21 protein-coding genes are annotated in these 18,520 nt (G+C 41.7%); 15 read left to right on the top strand and 6 right to left on the bottom strand.

What is annotated here, in order from left to right:
* Nucleotides 1-6: 6 nt before the first annotated feature.
* Nucleotides 7-1,098 (bottom strand): alpha/beta fold hydrolase, encoded by a 1,092-nt coding sequence (locus ACPUEY_RS09275; protein ID WP_425121888.1) that lies wholly within the window; start codon nucleotides 1,096-1,098, stop codon nucleotides 7-9.
* 135 nt (nucleotides 1,099-1,233) lie between these two features.
* Here ACPUEY_RS09275 and ACPUEY_RS09270 point away from each other — a divergent pair, with 135 nt between their 5' ends.
* From ACPUEY_RS09270 to trpB, 9 genes are all read left to right on the top strand, one after another.
* Nucleotides 1,234-2,421: an O-succinylhomoserine sulfhydrylase gene (locus tag ACPUEY_RS09270; protein ID WP_300047063.1), complete on the top strand. Its 1,188-nt coding sequence runs from the start codon at nucleotides 1,234-1,236 to the stop codon at nucleotides 2,419-2,421.
* A gap of 40 nt (nucleotides 2,422-2,461) precedes the next feature.
* Nucleotides 2,462-2,791 carry a YbaB/EbfC family nucleoid-associated protein gene (locus ACPUEY_RS09265; protein ID WP_425121887.1) on the top strand — a complete coding sequence of 110 codons (330 nt, stop codon included), beginning with the start codon at nucleotides 2,462-2,464 and terminating at the stop codon, nucleotides 2,789-2,791.
* Between the two features lie 12 nt (nucleotides 2,792-2,803).
* Complete coding sequence (gene recR, locus ACPUEY_RS09260) at nucleotides 2,804-3,400, top strand: recombination mediator RecR (RefSeq protein ID WP_261181001.1); 597 nt, start codon at nucleotides 2,804-2,806, stop codon at nucleotides 3,398-3,400.
* 226 nt (nucleotides 3,401-3,626) lie between these two features.
* Nucleotides 3,627-4,769, top strand: a complete 1,143-nt coding sequence (locus ACPUEY_RS09255) for a ribonuclease D (RefSeq protein ID WP_425121886.1) — start codon at nucleotides 3,627-3,629, stop codon at nucleotides 4,767-4,769.
* A gap of 129 nt (nucleotides 4,770-4,898) precedes the next feature.
* Nucleotides 4,899-5,207: a YcgL domain-containing protein gene (locus ACPUEY_RS09250; protein WP_092819483.1), complete on the top strand. Its 309-nt coding sequence runs from the start codon at nucleotides 4,899-4,901 to the stop codon at nucleotides 5,205-5,207.
* Between the two features lie 22 nt (nucleotides 5,208-5,229).
* On the top strand, nucleotides 5,230-5,613 hold the full coding sequence (locus tag ACPUEY_RS09245; RefSeq protein WP_092819484.1) for a hypothetical protein: 384 nt from the start codon (nucleotides 5,230-5,232) through the stop codon (nucleotides 5,611-5,613).
* A 21-nt stretch (nucleotides 5,614-5,634) separates the two neighbouring features.
* Entirely contained in the window at nucleotides 5,635-6,486 is an 852-nt protein-coding gene (locus tag ACPUEY_RS09240; RefSeq protein ID WP_092819485.1) for an AAA family ATPase, read from the top strand.
* A 13-nt stretch (nucleotides 6,487-6,499) separates the two neighbouring features.
* A complete protein-coding gene (locus ACPUEY_RS09235) occupies nucleotides 6,500-7,687 on the top strand; it encodes a vWA domain-containing protein (protein ID WP_425121885.1) in 1,188 nt (395 codons plus the stop codon).
* 57 nt (nucleotides 7,688-7,744) lie between these two features.
* Entirely contained in the window at nucleotides 7,745-8,953 is a 1,209-nt protein-coding gene (gene trpB, locus ACPUEY_RS09230; RefSeq protein WP_425121884.1) for a tryptophan synthase subunit beta, read from the top strand.
* Nucleotides 8,954-9,049: 96 nt separating this feature from the next.
* Here trpB and ACPUEY_RS09225 read toward each other — a convergent pair whose 3' ends face one another.
* The 3 genes from ACPUEY_RS09225 to ACPUEY_RS09215 all read right to left on the bottom strand — a co-directional run bounded on the left by ACPUEY_RS09225 (nucleotide 9,050) and on the right by ACPUEY_RS09215 (nucleotide 10,361).
* On the bottom strand, nucleotides 9,050-9,481 hold the full coding sequence (locus tag ACPUEY_RS09225) for a CBS domain-containing protein (protein ID WP_261181015.1): 432 nt from the start codon (nucleotides 9,479-9,481) through the stop codon (nucleotides 9,050-9,052).
* A gap of 132 nt (nucleotides 9,482-9,613) precedes the next feature.
* The gene (locus ACPUEY_RS09220) at nucleotides 9,614-9,988 is read right to left on the bottom strand and encodes a DUF2750 domain-containing protein (protein WP_261181016.1); all 375 of its coding nucleotides are present in this window, start codon (nucleotides 9,986-9,988) and stop codon (nucleotides 9,614-9,616) included.
* A gap of 139 nt (nucleotides 9,989-10,127) precedes the next feature.
* On the bottom strand, nucleotides 10,128-10,361 hold the full coding sequence (locus ACPUEY_RS09215; RefSeq protein ID WP_086196293.1) for a hypothetical protein: 234 nt from the start codon (nucleotides 10,359-10,361) through the stop codon (nucleotides 10,128-10,130).
* Between the two features lie 225 nt (nucleotides 10,362-10,586).
* On the opposite strand from ACPUEY_RS09215, the gene ACPUEY_RS09210 reads away from it, so the two are divergent.
* A complete protein-coding gene (locus ACPUEY_RS09210; RefSeq protein ID WP_092819489.1) occupies nucleotides 10,587-10,946 on the top strand; it encodes a hypothetical protein in 360 nt (119 codons plus the stop codon).
* Nucleotides 10,947-11,055: 109 nt separating this feature from the next.
* Nucleotides 11,056-11,376, top strand: a complete 321-nt coding sequence (locus ACPUEY_RS09205; RefSeq protein WP_425121883.1) for a hypothetical protein — start codon at nucleotides 11,056-11,058, stop codon at nucleotides 11,374-11,376.
* Here the strand turns inward: ACPUEY_RS09205 and ACPUEY_RS09200 are convergent.
* Both ACPUEY_RS09200 and ACPUEY_RS09195 read right to left on the bottom strand, forming a co-directional pair.
* Nucleotides 11,303-12,883 (bottom strand): M16 family metallopeptidase, encoded by a 1,581-nt coding sequence (locus tag ACPUEY_RS09200; protein WP_425121882.1) that lies wholly within the window; start codon nucleotides 12,881-12,883, stop codon nucleotides 11,303-11,305. The genes ACPUEY_RS09205 and ACPUEY_RS09200 overlap by 74 nt on opposite strands.
* Before the next feature lie 11 nt (nucleotides 12,884-12,894).
* Nucleotides 12,895-14,223, bottom strand: a complete 1,329-nt coding sequence (locus ACPUEY_RS09195) for a M16 family metallopeptidase (protein WP_425121881.1) — start codon at nucleotides 14,221-14,223, stop codon at nucleotides 12,895-12,897.
* Nucleotides 14,224-14,460: 237 nt separating this feature from the next.
* Here ACPUEY_RS09195 and ftsY point away from each other — a divergent pair, with 237 nt between their 5' ends.
* The 4 genes from ftsY (at nucleotide 14,461) to ACPUEY_RS09175 (ending at nucleotide 18,101) form a co-directional block, all read left to right on the top strand.
* Nucleotides 14,461-15,576, top strand: coding sequence for a signal recognition particle-docking protein FtsY (ftsY, locus tag ACPUEY_RS09190; RefSeq protein WP_425121880.1), 1,116 nt, complete (start codon nucleotides 14,461-14,463; stop codon nucleotides 15,574-15,576).
* Nucleotides 15,577-15,750: 174 nt separating this feature from the next.
* Nucleotides 15,751-16,437 carry a nitroreductase family protein gene (locus ACPUEY_RS09185; RefSeq protein WP_092819493.1) on the top strand — a complete coding sequence of 229 codons (687 nt, stop codon included), beginning with the start codon at nucleotides 15,751-15,753 and terminating at the stop codon, nucleotides 16,435-16,437.
* 189 nt (nucleotides 16,438-16,626) lie between these two features.
* A complete protein-coding gene (locus ACPUEY_RS09180) occupies nucleotides 16,627-17,220 on the top strand; it encodes a nitroreductase family protein (protein ID WP_425121879.1) in 594 nt (197 codons plus the stop codon).
* A 215-nt stretch (nucleotides 17,221-17,435) separates the two neighbouring features.
* Entirely contained in the window at nucleotides 17,436-18,101 is a 666-nt protein-coding gene (locus tag ACPUEY_RS09175; protein WP_425121878.1) for a DUF2057 family protein, read from the top strand.
* The last annotated feature ends 419 nt before the right edge of the window (nucleotides 18,102-18,520 follow it).

Genomic DNA, 18,520 nt, shown 5'->3' with positions numbered 1-18,520 from the left:
TTTCCTTTATATTTTGCTCGATCTCTGTTTTAACCAAGTGGTCATGAAAGGCCAGAACTCGTTGGCACTGGACTGGCTAGACATAAGTCCCAGATGACCGCCGGGAATAAGAGTAAACGTGACATCCTTGCTATTTGTCAATCTAATTAAAGGCTTAACGGCATCTTCAGAAACAATCTGATCGCTACGACCCGCACCCACCAGTAAAGAGCACTCTATATTTTTTAATTCGATATGTTTATCTTGTAAGGTAATAACACCGCTTTTAAGCGGATTTTGTAGCCAGACATTGAAAATCATGTCCTGATTGATACCGCCAGGGTAGTCAATCATCTGGTTCAGAAAATTGCCCATAGTGGCATGTTCGTACAAAGCTTGCGGGTTATCGAGGTTGGCTAAAAGCTGTTTCTGGCTTTGTATCCATCCCACAGGATCAATCATTTTAAAACCGAGTGAATTTAGTATGCCTGGGCTATGAATCAGATGCTTGGGTACCGTTCCTGAGTAAATCTTGTTTTGTAGAGTCTTGTTTTTGGCAATCAGTTGATTGGCCTTTTGAAAAAGTTTGCCGGTACGGCCTGATGCATGACTGTCCACCGGACTGCCCAATACAATTAAATTTTTAACATGGTTTGGTTTTTGCAATGCGCAATACAACATGACAAATACACCGGCCATACTCCAGCCATGCAATGAAATTTCATCACTATGCGAGTGAGTTCGGATCTGGTCTATACAATGCGGAATCGCATCATCAATAAATGACATGAAATTGAGGAAACGATCTCGATAGCTATATCGACCCCATTCGATTAAATAGACATCAAAGCCACTATGTTGAAAGTGTTTGACCAATGAACGGTAGGGATACAGGTCGTAAATGGCCATGTTGATTGCAAGGGGAGCAACAAAAACCAGGGGTTCTTTATATTGCTTATCTGCTGAGGCGTAATAGCGCACTCGGGTCTGTTTGTACTCTGCAATGACTTCATAGGGAGTGGCTTGCGATAAAACCAGTGATTTTGAGTTAAATAAAGTCTTTGACAGGTTTTTGAGTTTGCTTTTATGTTTGGCAATTTTATTTTTAACTTGAATCATTGCTGGGGATGCTGACATATGGGGGATTGATCGAAGTGTAGGCGATATTTATGCATTATACCTTGACCTTAAATGCCATAGACGCTCAAAATGTTGGCAATTATTAGCAATACAGTCCAGGACTGGGTAATACAAATGAGCCAACAAGACGACATTGAATACCAATTAGATACCTTAGCCATTCGTACAGGTCATACACGCAGTTTTGAAGGCGAGCATGGTGAGCCAATTTTTCTCACTTCATCATTCGTCTATGAAAATGCAGCAGAAGCCGCAGCTAAGTTTTCTGGTCAGGAACCTGGCAACATTTATTCGCGCTTTACCAACCCGACAGTTGCGATGTTTGAAAAGCGCCTTGCCGCATTAGATGGTGCGGAACGTGCTGTTGCAACCAGTACTGGCATGGCAGCCATCATGGCTGTGGCTATGTCTTATTTGAAACTGGGCGATCACGTCATCTGTTCACGTGCGGTGTTTGGTTCAACAGTTTCGCTTTTTGAAAAATACGTGGCTAAATTTGGTATAGCAGTCGATTTTGTTGATTTAACCGATCTTGATGCGTGGAAAAATGCCATCAAACCTGAAACCAAATTACTGTTTGTTGAATCTCCATCCAATCCACTGGCTGAAATTGCCGATATTCAGGCTTTGGCTGATCTGGCTCATGCCAATGGTGCATTACTGGCGATTGACAACAGCTTCTGTACGCCGGCATTGCAACAGCCAATTAAATTAGGGGCTGACCTGGTTGTCTATTCAGCAACCAAATATCTGGATGGTCAAGGTCGCGCTTTGGGTGGTGCTGTGGTAGGTAATCACAAACTGCTTGAAGAAGTATTTGGTTATGTCCGCACCACTGGCCCGTCAATGAGTCCATTTAATGCCTGGGTTTTTTTGAAAGGTCTGGAAACTCTGCGTTTACGTATGCGTGAACATTCAGCAAATGCACAAAAACTGGCTGAATTCTTAAATCAGCACGACAAAGTAGAAAAAGTGTATTACGCTGGTTTGCCTTCACATATTGGTCATGAGCTTGCAGCCAAACAGCAAAGCGGTTTCGGCGGTATTGTGTCCTTTGAAGTCAAAGGTGGGCGTGAAGGGGCTTGGAAAGTTATCGACAATACCCAGTTTATTTCCATTACCGGTAACCTGGGCGATGTGAAATCAACTATTACTCATCCAGCAACTACAACTCACGGTAAGCTTTCAGCAGAAGCCAAAGAAGCTGCAGGGATTCGTGAAGGATTAATCCGTGTATCTGTTGGTTTGGAAGATATTGATGATATTATTCGCGACATTAGTCGTGGTTTAGATTTAATTTAAATTTTTATCTTATTTTTAAGTTTTGTGTTCGGAGTATTTTATGAACATTAACATGTTGATGCAGCAAGCACAGCGCATGCAAAAAGATATGGAAGCAAATGTTAAAAAGGCCAAAGAACAGCTTGCGCAAACTGAAGTTCATGCTGAAGCAGGCGGCGGTCTGGTAAAAGTCACCATGACTTGCCGTAACGTGGTAAAACGTATCGAAATCAGCCCTGAATTGCTGCAAGATGATGCCGACATGATTGAAGACCTAATCGCAGCTGCAATAAATGATGCTGCACGTCAGGCCGAAGCCATTTCCGAAGAAAAAATGAAGGCGGCTAATGCTGGTATGGGCTTGCCACCAGGCCTTTCCGGTTTATTCTAAGGAATACGTCCAGTGTTTAGTGATCGATTTGATCAACTGGTTCAAGCCTTACGGATTTTGCCAAGTGTTGGGCCGAAATCGGCTCAGCGCATGGCATTACACCTGATCATGAAAAACCGGGAAGGTGCCGTGGGTCTGGCTCATGCTTTAAATGAAGCCGCCACCTATATTCATGAATGCAGCATTTGCCATTCGCTGACTGAAAATGAAGTCTGCGATATCTGCCTTTCGCATGAACGTGATGATCAGCTGCTCTGTGTAGTGGAATCACCGGCAGATGTGATGGCAATTGAACAAAGCGGCAGCTTTCGTGGCAAGTACCATGTGCTGGGTGGGCATTTATCGCCACTGGACGGAATTGGACCGGAAGAAATTGGCATTCCCTACCTGATTCAGCGCTTGAGTCAGGGCACGGTTTCAGAAGTCATATTGGCAACCAATGCTACGGTAGAAGGTCAGGCGACAGCACATTATCTGGTGGAAGCAACCAAGCATTTGCCTGTTCAGATGACCCGCATAGCTCAAGGTGTTCCTCAAGGGGGAGAACTTGAATATGTGGATAGTCATACTTTAAGTCAGGCGGTGCATAATCGTATGCGTATGAAATAAGTACCCAGGTGCTTATTTCATTATTTTTGACAAGAATAAGAACTGGGTGGCATTTACGAGAAAAATAGTCTTAAACTTATACAAAAAAAATATAAAAAAATGTTGATTTTTTATTTAAATATTAAAATATGGTGAATATATACGCTAGATGTAGATTTTGTTATATCTAAATGTTATATATCGGTTAATATACTTTTCAAGAGAATCTGCTTTTAGACTCGGTAATATGTTTCAGTTCATTCATCAACAAAAAGATTTAGAAGATATTCTGCACTTGATGGGGCAGACATCCATTTATGGATTGGATACCGAATTCATCAAGGTGGATACTCTTTGGCCTAAACTCGGTGTATTTCAAATTAATGTTGCGGATCGGGTTTTTTTACTTGATGGCACAAGTTTAGACCTGTCGGCATTCTGGAAAAAATTGTTTCAGGCCCAGCAGAATATTTTCCATGCCTGCAGTGAAGATATTGATTTAATTTATCATTACTCACAGCAAAAAAGCCTAAGCAATGTTTTTGATACCCAGATTGGCATGTCTTTTTTAGGTCATGGGCTACAGGTAAGCTATCAAAATGCGTTAAAGCACATGCTGGATGTGGACATTGATAAAGACCAGACCCGATCTGACTGGTTGGCGCGTCCGTTAAGCTCTGAGCAACTCACCTATGCGGCGAATGACGTACTATATCTGATGAATCTATCGAATAAGATCCAGCAGGAATTAGGCGATAAGCACTTACTGGATTTTGCCCTGGAAGATTGCCGTCATCTGACCCATGAAATTGGTCAGGAAACACCTCTAGAGTTGCTTTATCACGATATTGGAAACTACCGGCATTCACGCCGTCAATTGATGCAGTTGCAACAACTGGCTGTGTGGCGCGAACAGATGGTCAAAGCCTTGAATTATCCTCGCAGCTTTATTCTGAAAAATTCCACCCTGATTGATCTGGTGGAAAAAAATCCGCGTAATCATTTCCAGTTGTCTAGTATTAAAGATATTCGTCAAAATATTGTGCGTGAGTATGGTAAAACCATTCTGGACCTACTTAAGTTTTTGCCTGAACAGGCAGAATGGCCACTGCGTATGGCACGTCCAATTCGTCACTCATCCAAAGAAATTGGTGAAAGAGTGGAGAATGTCATTCAGGCCGTGGTGCAGGAAACTACGGTACCTAAAGAAGTATTGATGCGTAAAAAATGGCTCAATGCACTATATCAGCATGTGGTATTTCATAATGATGAACAGGATTTGCCCGCTTATCTGCTTGGTTGGCGCTATGATGTTCTGACCAAGCCACTGATTGATGTGTTACATGCAGATGAACGTTATCTGTCTACGCAAATGAAAGTGATAGATTAATTTTTAACCATTTTGTTCAAAGAATTAACATTTACACACAATCACGACTGATGCGTTAATAATCATTAATGTCTCAGTCTTTTTTTTGCTGTATGCTTTGTCCTGAGTTTTATGAGTACTGTTTCAACTATGCATTGTTCAATTTTTAAATCTAGCAAAAAAGATGAAATGTATCTTTACATCGCCCGTCCGGAAGCCACTGAAAATGAAGCAGAGGCAGTCAATCCGCTGGAAGTTTTACCGGAAGCGATGCGCGTCGCATTTGGACGTGCAACTTTTGTCATGGATTTGGAGTTAACCGAAAGCCGTAAACTGGCGCGTGTAAATGTATTGCATGTGATTGACTCTATTGAAACGAAAGGTTTCTTTATTCAAGTTCCTCCGGAAGGATTAATCAATCCCAATGCTGTGGCACCTGAAGGGCTGCGCGGCGCTTAATGGTTAATCGGGAGTTGTAACGATGAATAGTTTTCTTTCACTACTGGATTCAATTCCTGAAGATAGCATTGCTGTCACGGTATATCTGGTAGGAAGTGTGATTATTCTCTGGGCTTGGTACCTGATTGCCAGACGTTTGCCTAAGCCGCTAGGTGGAATGACATGGCTCATCGGCTTTGCCATTCTACTGACGCCTACAGTTTCTGAAGGAAATAATGCTTCTATTGCCCCAGCTTTTTTTGGACTGCTATTTGGCATTTTAACCAAAGAAAAAGCCTTGATCTGGTCAAATGCCTCTCTGATTCTCTTTGTGGTCGGGCTGGGCTTGGTGATTGGAGCATTATGGTCAAAATATATGGCCAACAAGGCAAGATTTGCCGCAAACAAAAATAGTTCACCGCTTTAAGTAAAACAATAAGGTTAGATCATGTCTGTGGATACTCAACAATTTCTAGGTACAGATCAGTACATTGCGACTGATAGTTTGAAACTTGCCGTCAAGGCAGCACGTAGCTTGCAAAAGCCGCTTTTGGTTAAAGGTGAGCCGGGAACGGGTAAAACCCTACTTGCCGAGCAAGTTGCGGAAAGCCTGGGACTTAAGCTGCTCACCTGGCACATCAAGTCGACCACCAAAGCACAGCAAGGCTTGTATGAATACGATGCTGTATCACGTTTGCGTGATAGCCAGCTAGGCGACGATCGTGTTTATGACATTAAAAACTACATCAAACCTGGAAAATTGTGGGAAGCCTTCACCAGTGAACAACGCTGTGTATTGTTGATTGATGAAATTGACAAGGCAGACATTGAGTTTCCGAATGACTTATTGCATGAACTCGACAAAATGTCGTTTTTTGTTTATGAAACCGGGGAAACCATCACGGCGACACAACGTCCAATCGTGATTATTACTTCAAATAATGAAAAAGAATTGCCGGATGCGTTCTTGCGTCGCTGTTTCTTCCATTATATTGAATTCCCGGATGAAGCGACCATGCGCGAAATTATTGATGTGCATTTTCCGCAAGTGTCTGCCGCTTTGGTCAACGAAGCCTTACAGGTATTCTTCAAGCTTCGCCAGGTACCGGGCTTAAAGAAACCGCCATCAACCTCTGAACTGATTGACTGGCTCAGTCTACTGATGGCTGATGACATGCCGGAAGATATTCTGCGCAATCATGACAAATCCAAAGCGATTCCACCCTTGTACGGTGCGCTGATTAAAAACGAGCAAGATGTACAGCTGCTTGAACGTTTAGCCTTTATGTCACGTCGCTAGGGGAGAAACACGCATGTTTGTGCGATTGTTTTATACCTTACGCAAATACGGTGTGCCGGTATCCACGCGTGAACTGATTGATTTGAATGAAGCCGTGGCTTCAGGGCTGGTGTTTGCCAATCAGGACGAGTTCTATCAACTGGCAAAAACGGTGATGGTCAAAGATGAACGTTTCTTTGACAAGTTTGACCGGGCCATGAAAGATTACTTTGATGGCATTTCCACTTTTGATCTGGATGATTTGCTCAATCAGGTGCATAAACTGCCAAAAGACTGGTTTGATCTGGAACTTCTGGAAAAGCATCTCACGCCTGAACAGCGGGAAGAACTGAAAAAAGCCGGTTCACTGGAAGAATTGATGAAGATGCTGGAAGAGCGTCTTCGCGAGCAGCACAAGAAGCATCAGGGCGGGAACAAGATGATCGGTACCGGTGGCACATCGCCCTTTGGTGCCTATGGTGATCATCCTGAAGGTGTACGGATTGGTGGACCGGGACGTAAACGCTCCGCCGTTAAAGTCTGGGAACAGCGCAAATACCAAAACCTCGATGACGAACAGATTTTGGGTACCCGGCAAATGCAGATGGCTCTCCGCCGTTTACGCAAGTTTGCCCGTCAGGGTGCAGCTGAAGAGCTGGATATTAATGGTACGATTCGTGAAACCGCCAAGCAGGGCATTCTGGATGTGCAGCTGGTGCCGGAGCGTCGCAACCGTATTAAAGTCTTGATGCTGTTTGATGTCGGTGGATCGATGGATTCGTATATTGCGCAATGTGAAAAACTGTTCAGTGCAGCCAAGACCGAATTCAAAACCCTGGAATATTTTTATTTCCATAATTGTCTTTATGATTATGTCTGGAAAGACAATATCCGCCGTTCCAATACCCGCATGAATACCTGGGATCTATTCAATACCTATGGGCGCGACTATCGGGTAATTGTGGTGGGAGATGCCAGTATGGCACCTTATGAGCTGAACTCGGTGGGCGGCTCGGTTGAATACATGAATGATGAATCCGGTATTGTCTGGTTGCAGCGCCTGCGCCAACATTTTGAAAAAACGGCCTGGCTGAACCCTGAAGAAGACCGTTATTGGCATTACACCCACACTATTGGTCAAATTAAGCAGATTTTTGAAGATCATATGTATCCCATGACCTTGAAAGGCGTGGAAGATATGACGAAATATTTGGCTCGATAAAATGCTTGATCACAGCATCATAAAGCGAAGAGCTTGTTTTAAATGAAGGAATTCAATATGACGCATCAAATTAATGGCATCCCATTACCTAATGAAGAAGGTTTCTTTGGCGCATATGGCGGTCAGTTTATTCCACCTCATTTAAAAGAGGCGATGGACGAAATTAATGTGGCGTATGAGCAAATTCGCCATACTGCTGAATTCCAGAATGAACTGGCAGATTTATTTGCCAATTATGTGGGGCGTCCAAGTCCACTGTTTCATGCCAAGCGTTTGTCTGACCAATTGGGTGGAGCGCAAATTTACCTGAAACGAGAGGATTTAAATCACACCGGTGCACATAAAATTAACCACTGTCTTGGTGAAGCTTTACTTGCCAAATATATGGGCAAAAAGAAAGTAATCGCGGAAACAGGCGCAGGGCAACATGGGGTGGCATTGGCAACTGCATGTGCTCTAGTGGGTATTCCCTGTGAAATTCACATGGGTCAAGTGGATATTGAAAAAGAACATCCGAATGTGGTCAAAATGAAAATTCTGGGTGCCAACCTGATTTCTGTCACACGCGGCACAGCCACTTTAAAAGATGCCGTAGACAGCGCATTTGAAGAATACTTGAAAGACCCGAAAAGCTTCATTTATGCCATTGGTTCAGTGGTTGGTCCACATCCTTTCCCGAAAATGGTGCGTGACTTTCAGGCGATTATTGGCGATGAAATCAAAGTTCAGACCAATGAGCGTTTTGGTTCAAATCCAGATTACATCGTAGCTTGTGTCGGTGGTGGTTCAAATGCCATGGGCGCTTTCACAGCCTTCTTGAATGATGCTGATGTCAAGCTGGTCGGTGTAGAACCTGCGGGCCATGGTTTAGATACCACGATGCACTCGGCAACCTTGACTTTGGGTAAACCAAGCCAGCTTCACGGGATGGCATGTTATGTCCTTGAAGATGAGCAAGGCGAGCCTTTACCGGTACACTCGATTGCTTCGGGTCTGGATTACCCGGGTGTAGGTCCACAGCATAGCCTGCTTAAAGACTTGGGCCGTGTGGAATATACCACGGCAACGGATCAGGAATGTCTGGATGCCTTTATGACACTTTCACGAGTAGAGGGGATTGTCCCTGCACTGGAAAGTTCACATGCAGTCGCCTGGGCTTTACGTGAAGCACCCAAAATGGCGAAAGATGTGAAAATTGTCGTGAATGTTTCGGGTCGTGGCGATAAAGACTCGGATTATGTGGCAGAGAAATTAGGCTTGAACTAAAAATATGTCCCTATTTTTTTAAGATAAGGGTTAATTTCTGGTTGGAAAAATTAAAAAACCTCTCAGATCGAGAGGTTTTTTTATGTATTTTCAGTCTTAACTGGCAATATATTGTTGTAACTGATCAATGAGTTTGCGCTGGTCATCCATCACGGCTTTAACTAAATCGCCAATAGAGATCAAACCCACCAGTTTTTCATTTTCAACAACGGGAAGATGACGTAAATGGCGATCAGTCATTAAACTTAAACAGTCTTCAACACTGTTAGATTTAGTAACTGTGAGTACTTTGGCAGTCATGATTTCACCGACTGTGGTTTCTTTAGATGTTCGTTCCATCAACGTCACTTTACGCATGTAATCACGTTCAGAAAGAATACCGACTACTTTCTCTTGATCGGTCACTACCAGTGCACCAATGCCTTTATCTGCCATAAGCGAAATTGCTTCAAGTACCGTTGAGTCTGGGCGAATCGTAAAGATGGTTTTATCAGTTTTATCGTGAATAACTTGTGCAACATTGGTCATTTATTATCGTCCTTCTTGTTCCTTATTTGACATTAAACTTAGCGCGAAATCAGAAAAATGCAAATACTTTTCAGGTCATTAATAAAAATTTACATTTATCGATATTTCACTTTTAATATCTGTGGCAAACCCTCAAGCAGATTGTAAAGATTCGGCAAAAAAGAAATGCCGCATCTGTTGTGTGGTCAATTTAAATTTTTGGCTAGATGAATTGCAAAGTGCGGGGGTAACATTTAAACGAGTGAGTGTTGGTAACAGCAAGTCCTGAAAATCTGCTGAAGTAATCTTACGTGGCGTATAATTTGGCCAATGACGTTCAGCATATTTTTGTGCCTGCATACCGTTTAACCAGAATGGGAAAATAAAATCTTCATGGTCGGACATCATGGCCCAACCCTGCTGATGATATAAACCCCAAAGTACACCACAGTACATCATAGATTTTAAAATCGTGATCTTAAAAAATAAATCTTTAGGAATAGGCTGTAATGAATTAATTTGATTCATACCAGAATACATGTAGTGAATTCAGCAGTTATTGTAGGGAAGGAACATGAAAGTTCAGTGTAAGCTTTGAGAAATAATGTAAATGAATATGTATTTAAAAAGAGCAGGCATTAAAAAACGCCACCTTGGTGACGTTTGATTAAGCTTGCATGGTGGCCAGCTTCTGCCAGTATTGGGCTTTGAGTGAGTCACGTTCTACGCGGAAACCTTGATAGTAAAGTTCAGCTAAAAACAAGGCTGCTTTACCATGTCCGGCACGAGCGACTTCTTCCAGTTTTTGAACCGCATCTGCAAAATTCATTTGAGACTGAATTGTATTCACTGCATCTGCATATGCATGTTCTAGGTCTTGATGAGAGATTTGTTGAATCATATTAAACTCCTTATTGTAATTATGATTGCTAGCTAGATAGACTATTAAGTTTGTCTTGATACTAATTTAACTAGGCTTTGTTAAAGTAATATTACATCGAACCTAAATTGTCAAACAATATCTATGGGCTGTATTGTTAAAATCAAGGTTACATGATTAAACAATGTACAAAATGATTTTTGCTTAGTATGTTAATAGAGGAACTTGACATATAAGGAGAATAACATGACAAAAACATTAGATGGTTTTACGTTTGATTTGCCTCCCACTACAGACCAAATCATTGAACTTGCACATCAGCACCGTAAAAATTTAGACGAAGCTATTTTTCATCAAGAAATTCACCTGGGTAATTATTGTTTAGCCCAGCGTAAGAGAGTATATGATTTTACTCGTCAGCTGGATATACAGCAACGTGAGGATTTTTATAATGTCTATAATGGTGAGTTACTGCGCATAGCAGACGATGATGAGCTGCATCCCGTGCATGCTGAAAGAGGAGTGGGAGCTTTCGCAATTCTATTGGTATTGGGAATTATCGCATTTGTGCTTTACTTTGCAGTAATCCGGAATGTCATTGTCTAATCGCCGATTTTGATTTGCTCAATTTCTGTTACAAATACAGTGAAATTGAGCAAATCTGCTTGTGCTTCTTTATGCTGCATCCTACACTACCTTGAATTCGAGGTAGGTTATGCATATTGCTTTACAAAAAATTGTTCACTTAAAATCTAAAATAAAGCTGGAAGATATTTATAACGGATTTGTCGTTACCATCATTGCCATTATCTTGATTCTTGCTTTCATTGCGCTGCACCGACCCATTACGGTCAAACAATTTGAAAATGTCGTACAGCTTTCAGCTCAAGCCAATTATCCAGCGACTCAGGAAATGGCTCTGCTGCTGATGCAGCAACCCCAGATTCCTTATGCCCAATATTTTAAATTGATGCAGGCGCATCATCTGGAGATGACCCAGGCTCATCAATTGCCTGCTTTACAAGCGGAGCAATAATTGTTTTGGGAGCTGGTTTAATTGAAGGCGTGTTTGCGGGAGCGGGTGGATTTAAATCTTGTTTTAATACTGCCTCCAACGCGGGTTTGTCTAATTTGTCATTGACTACAATGATGGTCAGACGTTCAGGGTGCAAATGTTTTTGAAGGGCATTCTGAACATCCAGTACAGTAATTTTTTCTAATAATTTTGGATAACTGCTTAAATGATCAGCAGGTTGATTGTAAAATCCTATAGAACCTAACTGTGCATTGATATTGGCATTGCTACTATAGTTGTTTGGAAAAGCGCGCAACATGCCGGCCTTGGTTTCTTCCAGCTGTTTCTGGTTAATGGGCTGGCTGACAAAATTAACCAAGGCCTGATGAGCAACCTGTATGCTGTCGAGCAACTGGTCTTGTCGGGTCGAATAACTAAAACTGAACGTTCCTGGCGCCTGGCTAAATGTAAATGAACTATAAGCGCCATAGGTAAAACCGCGCTTAACCCGTAATTCTTTCATTAAAATAGAATTAAAACCACTTCCACCAAACATCTGGTTAGCCACTTCCAAAGCGAGCCGATCCGGATCAAAGCGTGTAGGACCCAATTGTCCCATCATGACATGCGCCTGACTGGAGTTAAACTTGATGTGGCGAATATCGAAACCTGATTTATCGACGGGTTGAGCCAAGGGTTGGGCTTTTTTTCCCTGTTTCAGGTTGCCTGCGATACGTTCAGAAAGTTGCTGCGCCTGTTTGGGACTGAGTTGACCGGTAATGGCAATGTTCAGGTTTTGTGCCACCAAAAATTGATCACTAAATTGTTGCAGTTGTGCCGGTGTGATTTTGCTAATACTGCGCTGAGTCCCGGGAATGGGTTCGGCATAGGCATGTTTTCCATATAAAGCACGGTAAAACAGGATATTCATCATGCGGCCAGGACTTTCCTGGATCTGTTTCTGGCCGACTTGAGTATTATTTAATACCAGATCGATACTGGATTTTTTAAAGGTTGAATGGTTTAGCACTTCCAGCAGCATGCCTAAAGCAGGTTCAAGTTTATTGGGGTCAGACAACACCCGTAATTTAACGATAAACATGTCCCGATAAGCACCGGCACTAAATTGAGCGCCTACACGTTCAAAAGTACTGGCAATTTCATTAGCCGTATATTTTTCTGTTCCTTCATCAATCAGTTTTGCTGCCATATTGGCAATACCATATAGACCTGGCGCGATTTCTTCATCCCGTGCCGAACCTGCATTAAAGGTCAGTTGAATATCGACCATGGGTAAATCCTGTGATTCGACAAACAGCGTACGAACTTGATATCTGTTTTTCAGCTCATGTACATAGGGAGCGTTGAATTGAGTCTGTGCATGGGTGATTTGCAAGCTTTGTAACAGGGGAATAGATTTGAGCTGTGCCGGGTTGTCATCATGTAGGTTATTTAAGTCAATGTCCGCCAATGCGGCTTGGGTCCAGAGCATAGAAGCAAAAATAAAAAAAGAATGCAGCTTGAACATAACAAATTCCACTATGGGGCTTTATTTTCAGGAGAAAGATATAAGGTGCTCAGATTGTCACGATTAAAATAAGCATTCGCCACGCGTTGTATATCTTGTGGGGTAACCGTTTCAAAATGTTTGGGCAGTTCGTCCATCAAGCGAAAACTTAAGCCGTTAATTTCCAGATTGCCGATTATCCGTGCCTGTCCGGCAATGTCATCCTGGCTATAGATTAAATTGGAGACATATTTAGCCGTCACCCGCGCGACTTCTTCGGGTTGAATCAATTCGGTTTTGAGCAGCTCGATTTCGGTCTGAATGGCCTGTTCAGCTTCCGATAAACTCTTGCCGTCAACAGGCAAGGCAGAAATGCTCAATAAGCTGTCACCACGGCTATAAGGATCATAAGACACACTCACTGCGGTCAATATTTTCTTGTCCCGAACCAGGCGATCTTGCAGCCGTGAAGAAATTCCACTGTCCAGTATGTTCCTGATAATTGTTAAGGCATACGCATCTTGCGGATTTTTGGCTGTGACCAGTGAGCGTACGTTCCATGCCATAAACAGGTTGGGTACTTTCACGGGAAAATTCAGTTCCATATGGCGATAACCAATACGGTCAAATTCTAATACGTCATTACGTGGCGGGGTTTTTCTGGCAGGAATATCGGCAAAATACTTTTGCACTTGCAATACGGTCTGTTCAGCATCGACATCACCGACAATCACCAGAAGGGCATTATTGGGGCTATACCAGTCGCGATACCATTTTTTGACATCTTCAAGCTGAAGGTTTTGCAGATTTTTCATGTGGCCGATCACCGGTTGGCGATAATGGCTGGTTGGATAGGTGATCCATTTGAATCGTTCGAAAGCCAGGGCCCTGGGATTGTCATCTGTGCGTAAGCGCCGTTCTTCCATCACCACCTTAATTTCAGGATCAAAATCCTGCTGGCGTAACAGCAGGTTACTCATCCGGTCTGCTTCAAGTTCTAAAGCCATGGGCAAATAGGTTTTAGGGTAGAGCTGGTAATAATTGGTGTAATTGGTAAAAGTTGAGGCATTGATGCGTCCGCCATACATACGGCTTAAGCGGGTAAATTCATCATTGGGAACTTTTTGCGTACCCTTAAACATCATATGTTCCAGTACATGTGAAATGCCTAATAAATTCCCCGATTCATCACTACTGCCCACCCGGTACCAGATTTGCGTCATGACCATGGGAGAACGGTGATCTTCCCGAATAATCACTTTTAGACCGTTTTTGAGCGTAGTTTCAAAGGTCGTGCGTGCCAATTTACTGCGAGTTTCTGCATGTACCCAGCCACTTTGAAGCATCAATAAAGCCAGCATGAGCGTTAAAATATGATTTTTAAAAAAAGACGGTTTTAAAAAAAGTGGGTAGCTGCTTTTGAGCACAAGATTTACCCCCAGTCATAAATTATATTTATGATCATTTTTCAGAAACTGCTGCCTGAAAGCAAAGGTTAAGTTGTTGGTTTTTGGTGTGTTCAGTGTCTATTGGAAAACGCAGGACAAAACTATGCTAGAATCCCTGTTTTTTAACGCTATGCTTTTCAAGGATTCGGCATGCAACAGCAATCTAATGGGCAAAATAAATTTTTGATTGATGCTGATATCGGGGATGACGATGTCACTTTACCGAATTTACCCACGGTAAATATCCCTATTGTTGAAACTCAAAATGAACAAGTTGCTGTTTCTGCGCCTGTAGCCACAGAAACAGAGCAAACAGAAATAGAGCAAGACCATACGCCTAAAGGTGGCTTTTTTAGCCGCATGAAAGAAGGGTTAACCAAAACCCGTAAAAACCTTGCCGACGGTATGGTCAACATTCTCATTGGTGGTAAAGAAATCGATGATGAATTGCTGGAAGAGGTGGAAGAGCAATTACTGGTTGCAGATATTGGTGTCGATGCAACCAAAACCATTATTGCCAATTTAACTGAACGTACTGCACGTGGTGATCTGATTTATTCACATTCGCTGTATAAAGCGTTGCAAGAAGAATTGGTCGCATTGCTGGCTCCGCGTGTTAAACCTTTACATATTGATCCCAATAAAAAACCATTTGTGATTTTGGTGGTCGGTGTCAATGGCGTGGGTAAAACCACCACAATTGGCAAGTTGGCAAAACGTTTGCAAGGCGAAGGCAAAAAAGTCATGCTGGCTGCGGGCGATACCTTCCGTGCGGCAGCAACAGAACAGTTACAAATTTGGGGCGAACGCAACAATATTGCAGTGGTTGCCCAGGGTCATGGTGCAGACAGTGCATCCGTTATTTTTGATGCCTTCGAAAGTGCACGTGCCAAAGGCGTGGATGTCCTGATTGCAGATACAGCAGGCCGTTTGCATAACAAAGGTCACTTAATGCAAGAGTTGACCAAAGTAAAACGCGTGATGCAAAAAATTGATGCCACAGCACCGCATGAAATTATGCTGGTGGTAGATGCGGGTACTGGTCAAAATGCAATTAATCAGGTTGAAATGTTTGATGAAGCCGTGGGCTTGACAGGACTCACCATTACCAAGCTGGATGGAACAGCCAAAGGTGGGGTGCTATTTAATATCGCTAGCCGTACCCATGTGCCTATTCGCTTTATTGGTGTGGGCGAGAAAATTGATGATCTGCGTCCATTTTCGGCAAAATCATTTGTTGCAGCATTATTTGAAACTGAAAAGTAAAATGCATTGCATTTCACACAAACTCCGCTAAATGCGGAGTTTGTTGTTTTAGTGAGAATTGTTTGATTTAAAAACCAACATTCAAGAATCCCGTATCTAAAGAACCTCCTTATAAAACCGCTAGAATATGAAAAAATCTTAAAAGCTTTAGCATTCTTATTGGGGAGTACTGTTGTGGCATTATTAGAGAAAATTGGTCATGTCCTTACGGCAGATATTACGAAAGAACTAAAATTTAAAAAAAGAGCTGCTGAAGAGGTAAATGAATTAACATTTGTCGATCAATTGAAAAAACGTCGCAGCATTTATGTTCTCGGCAAAAAGGTTCCTTTTAGTCAAGCCTATTTGGCAGAATTGATTCAAGAAGCTGTGCGAAGCTGTCCCTCCGCATTAAATTCTCAGAGCTCAAGAATTGTGGTGTTATTTGGGGATTCCCATCAGCAATTTTGGGAAATTGTCAAAGAGGTGCAACGTAAATTAGTTGCTGTACATGTATTTGCCGGTGCAGCAATGAAAATTGATCAATGCGTGGCAGGGTATGGAACGGTACTGTTCTATGAAGATCAGAACATTATTCAAAAATTGCAAAAGAAAATTCCTTTTAATGCGGATGATTTTCCCGTTTGGTCAGAACAGACGTCGGGTATGGCGCAATATGCAGTGTGGACGGCCTTGGCGGATTCAGGTATTGGTGCCTGTTTGCAGCATTATAATCCGAGTATAGATAAGGCAGTATCGGAACATTTTCATATTGATGAATCCTGGTTGTTACGGGCACAACTGGTATTCGGTTCCATTGAACAAGAAGCAGACATCAAACAGGAATCTCAGACCGCTGAACGGTTTAGAATTTTGAATTAATCAGGTCATCGTATCAATGAAGCACCTTTGAGGGGTGCTTTTTTTATTTTATATCTATTGAAAATCAGCTATCAAACTGTTCTATAAATAAAACACAATGTCACTTTTATAATCATGTAATGCTCCTAAAATGAAAGTAAGATCAATTTATTCCAATCATGCTTAATAAAATTTAAAAAAGGTGAAATCATGTCATTTTTAGCCCATATGAAACAGCGCCGTACTATTTATGCAATTGGTAAAAACGTTCCAATCACTGCTGATCAAATAGAAAATGTCATTAAAGAGGCGGTACGAAATAGTCCCTCTGCTTTCAATTCACAAACTTCACGTGTCGTGACTCTATATGGTGATTCACATGCGAAATTCTGGAATATTGTACGTGAAACATTACGTAAACTCGTGCCAGAAGAAGCATTTGAAAATACCAATACAAAGATTAATGGTTTTGCAGCAGGTTATGGCACGGTATTGTTTTTTGAAGATCAAGACGTGGTAAAATCGCTACAAGAACAATTTCCCTTATATGCTGAGCATTTTCCATCATGGTCAGAGCATTCTACCGGCATTGCCCAATTTGCAGTATGGTCATCATTGGCAGAGCAGCATATCGGTGCCTCATTGCAGCATTACAATCCTGTTATTGATGATGAGGTGGCAGCCACCTTCGATATTCCTAAAAACTGGAAATTACGTGCCGAACTGGTGTTTGGTTCAATTGAAGCCCCAGCGGGAGAAAAAACCTTTCTTGATGATAATATTCGTTTCAAAAGATTTGACTGATGTATGTTTCATTTAAGTGAGGTTAAGAGAGTGCTGAAATGGCACTCTTTTTATTGATAAAGTGAATGATAGATAAATAAATCAATTAAGTTGCAAAGCTTATCTCAACAAAGTCTTGAAAATACAGCTGTATTAAAAATAGCTTTGTCATAAAATTGTCATTTGTTAATTGCATAGTGCAATTTATTTTTAATATTCAAAGAAGAGATGGTGGAATGAGTCTAAAATTAACTTTTGCTGCAGCTGCATTGATGGTAAGTGGTGTTGCATTTTCAGCAGTCACGATTTCAGCACCAGAAGAAATTAAAATTCTAGCGGTGAATGATCAGGAAGTTAATACGGGATTATTCCGTGCCAAGAACAATCAATACAAGGTGGATGCAGGTACTAGCAATATTAGTGTGCGTTACACTCAGTATTTTGAGCATTTGAATGGTGAACACGATATTGTAAAATCATCTGTAGTAACTATACGCACGCCCATTTTACAAGATGGTGGAGAATATCGACTGGAGCTGGTCAATGCACCGGAAAATTTTGAAGCTGCCAAAAAATATGCTGAACAACCTATAGTGGCATTGTTTGATAAAAATAATGAGATGTTGGTGCAGCAGGTGGGTGCAAACACTGAGCCAAAACCATGGTTGGCACAAGGCATATTCTCAAAAACTACAGATTTGACTCAAAAGAAAACAGCTTTGCAAAATCAGCCAGCACCTGTATATACACCAGCAGCAGTGCAATCAAAAGTGGTGGCAGTTCCTTCTAGTGAGTCACCTTCAGGAGTAACTGCTGATCAGCAACTGATTCAATTATGGCAAAAAGCAAATAAGGCAGAACGTCAGAAGTTTATGTCATGGCTGGCAGAGCAGGCTAATTAATAAATTCAAATAAAACCAGCATAAAGCTGGTTTTATTGTCTTAAGGCAAAATAATCAAAATTAAAATGAGAAAAATGATCTAAAAAATGAATGTTGCAATGTGTAAAAAACACGCAAAATAGTCTTGAAACATGTTAAAAATAACTTCTTGGGTTAAAAAACAAACACTCGAATGCGAAATTATAGAAAATTCTATAATGGGGGTTGCGTTGGTTTAAAAACTCTATAGAATAAGCTGCATCCCGACGAGACACACGAAACGAAGCGTTGTGTTGAGCGTTAAACTTAAAACTGACGAAGTTTTAAGTAAGATCATTAAGAGATTATGAAGAACAACTTGTGTGGATTTTTACTGGTTGATCGATCGAAATTATTTTCATTGATTGATGGTAGAAATTACTCGAAGTTTATTTGAGCAA

The organism is Acinetobacter sp. G11 (assembly GCF_049808495.1).
Classification (GTDB): domain Bacteria; phylum Pseudomonadota; class Gammaproteobacteria; order Pseudomonadales; family Moraxellaceae; genus Acinetobacter; species Acinetobacter kookii.
The sequence above is the reverse complement of the archived record's forward strand: the minus strand, read 5'-3'. Positions and strand labels throughout refer to the sequence as shown.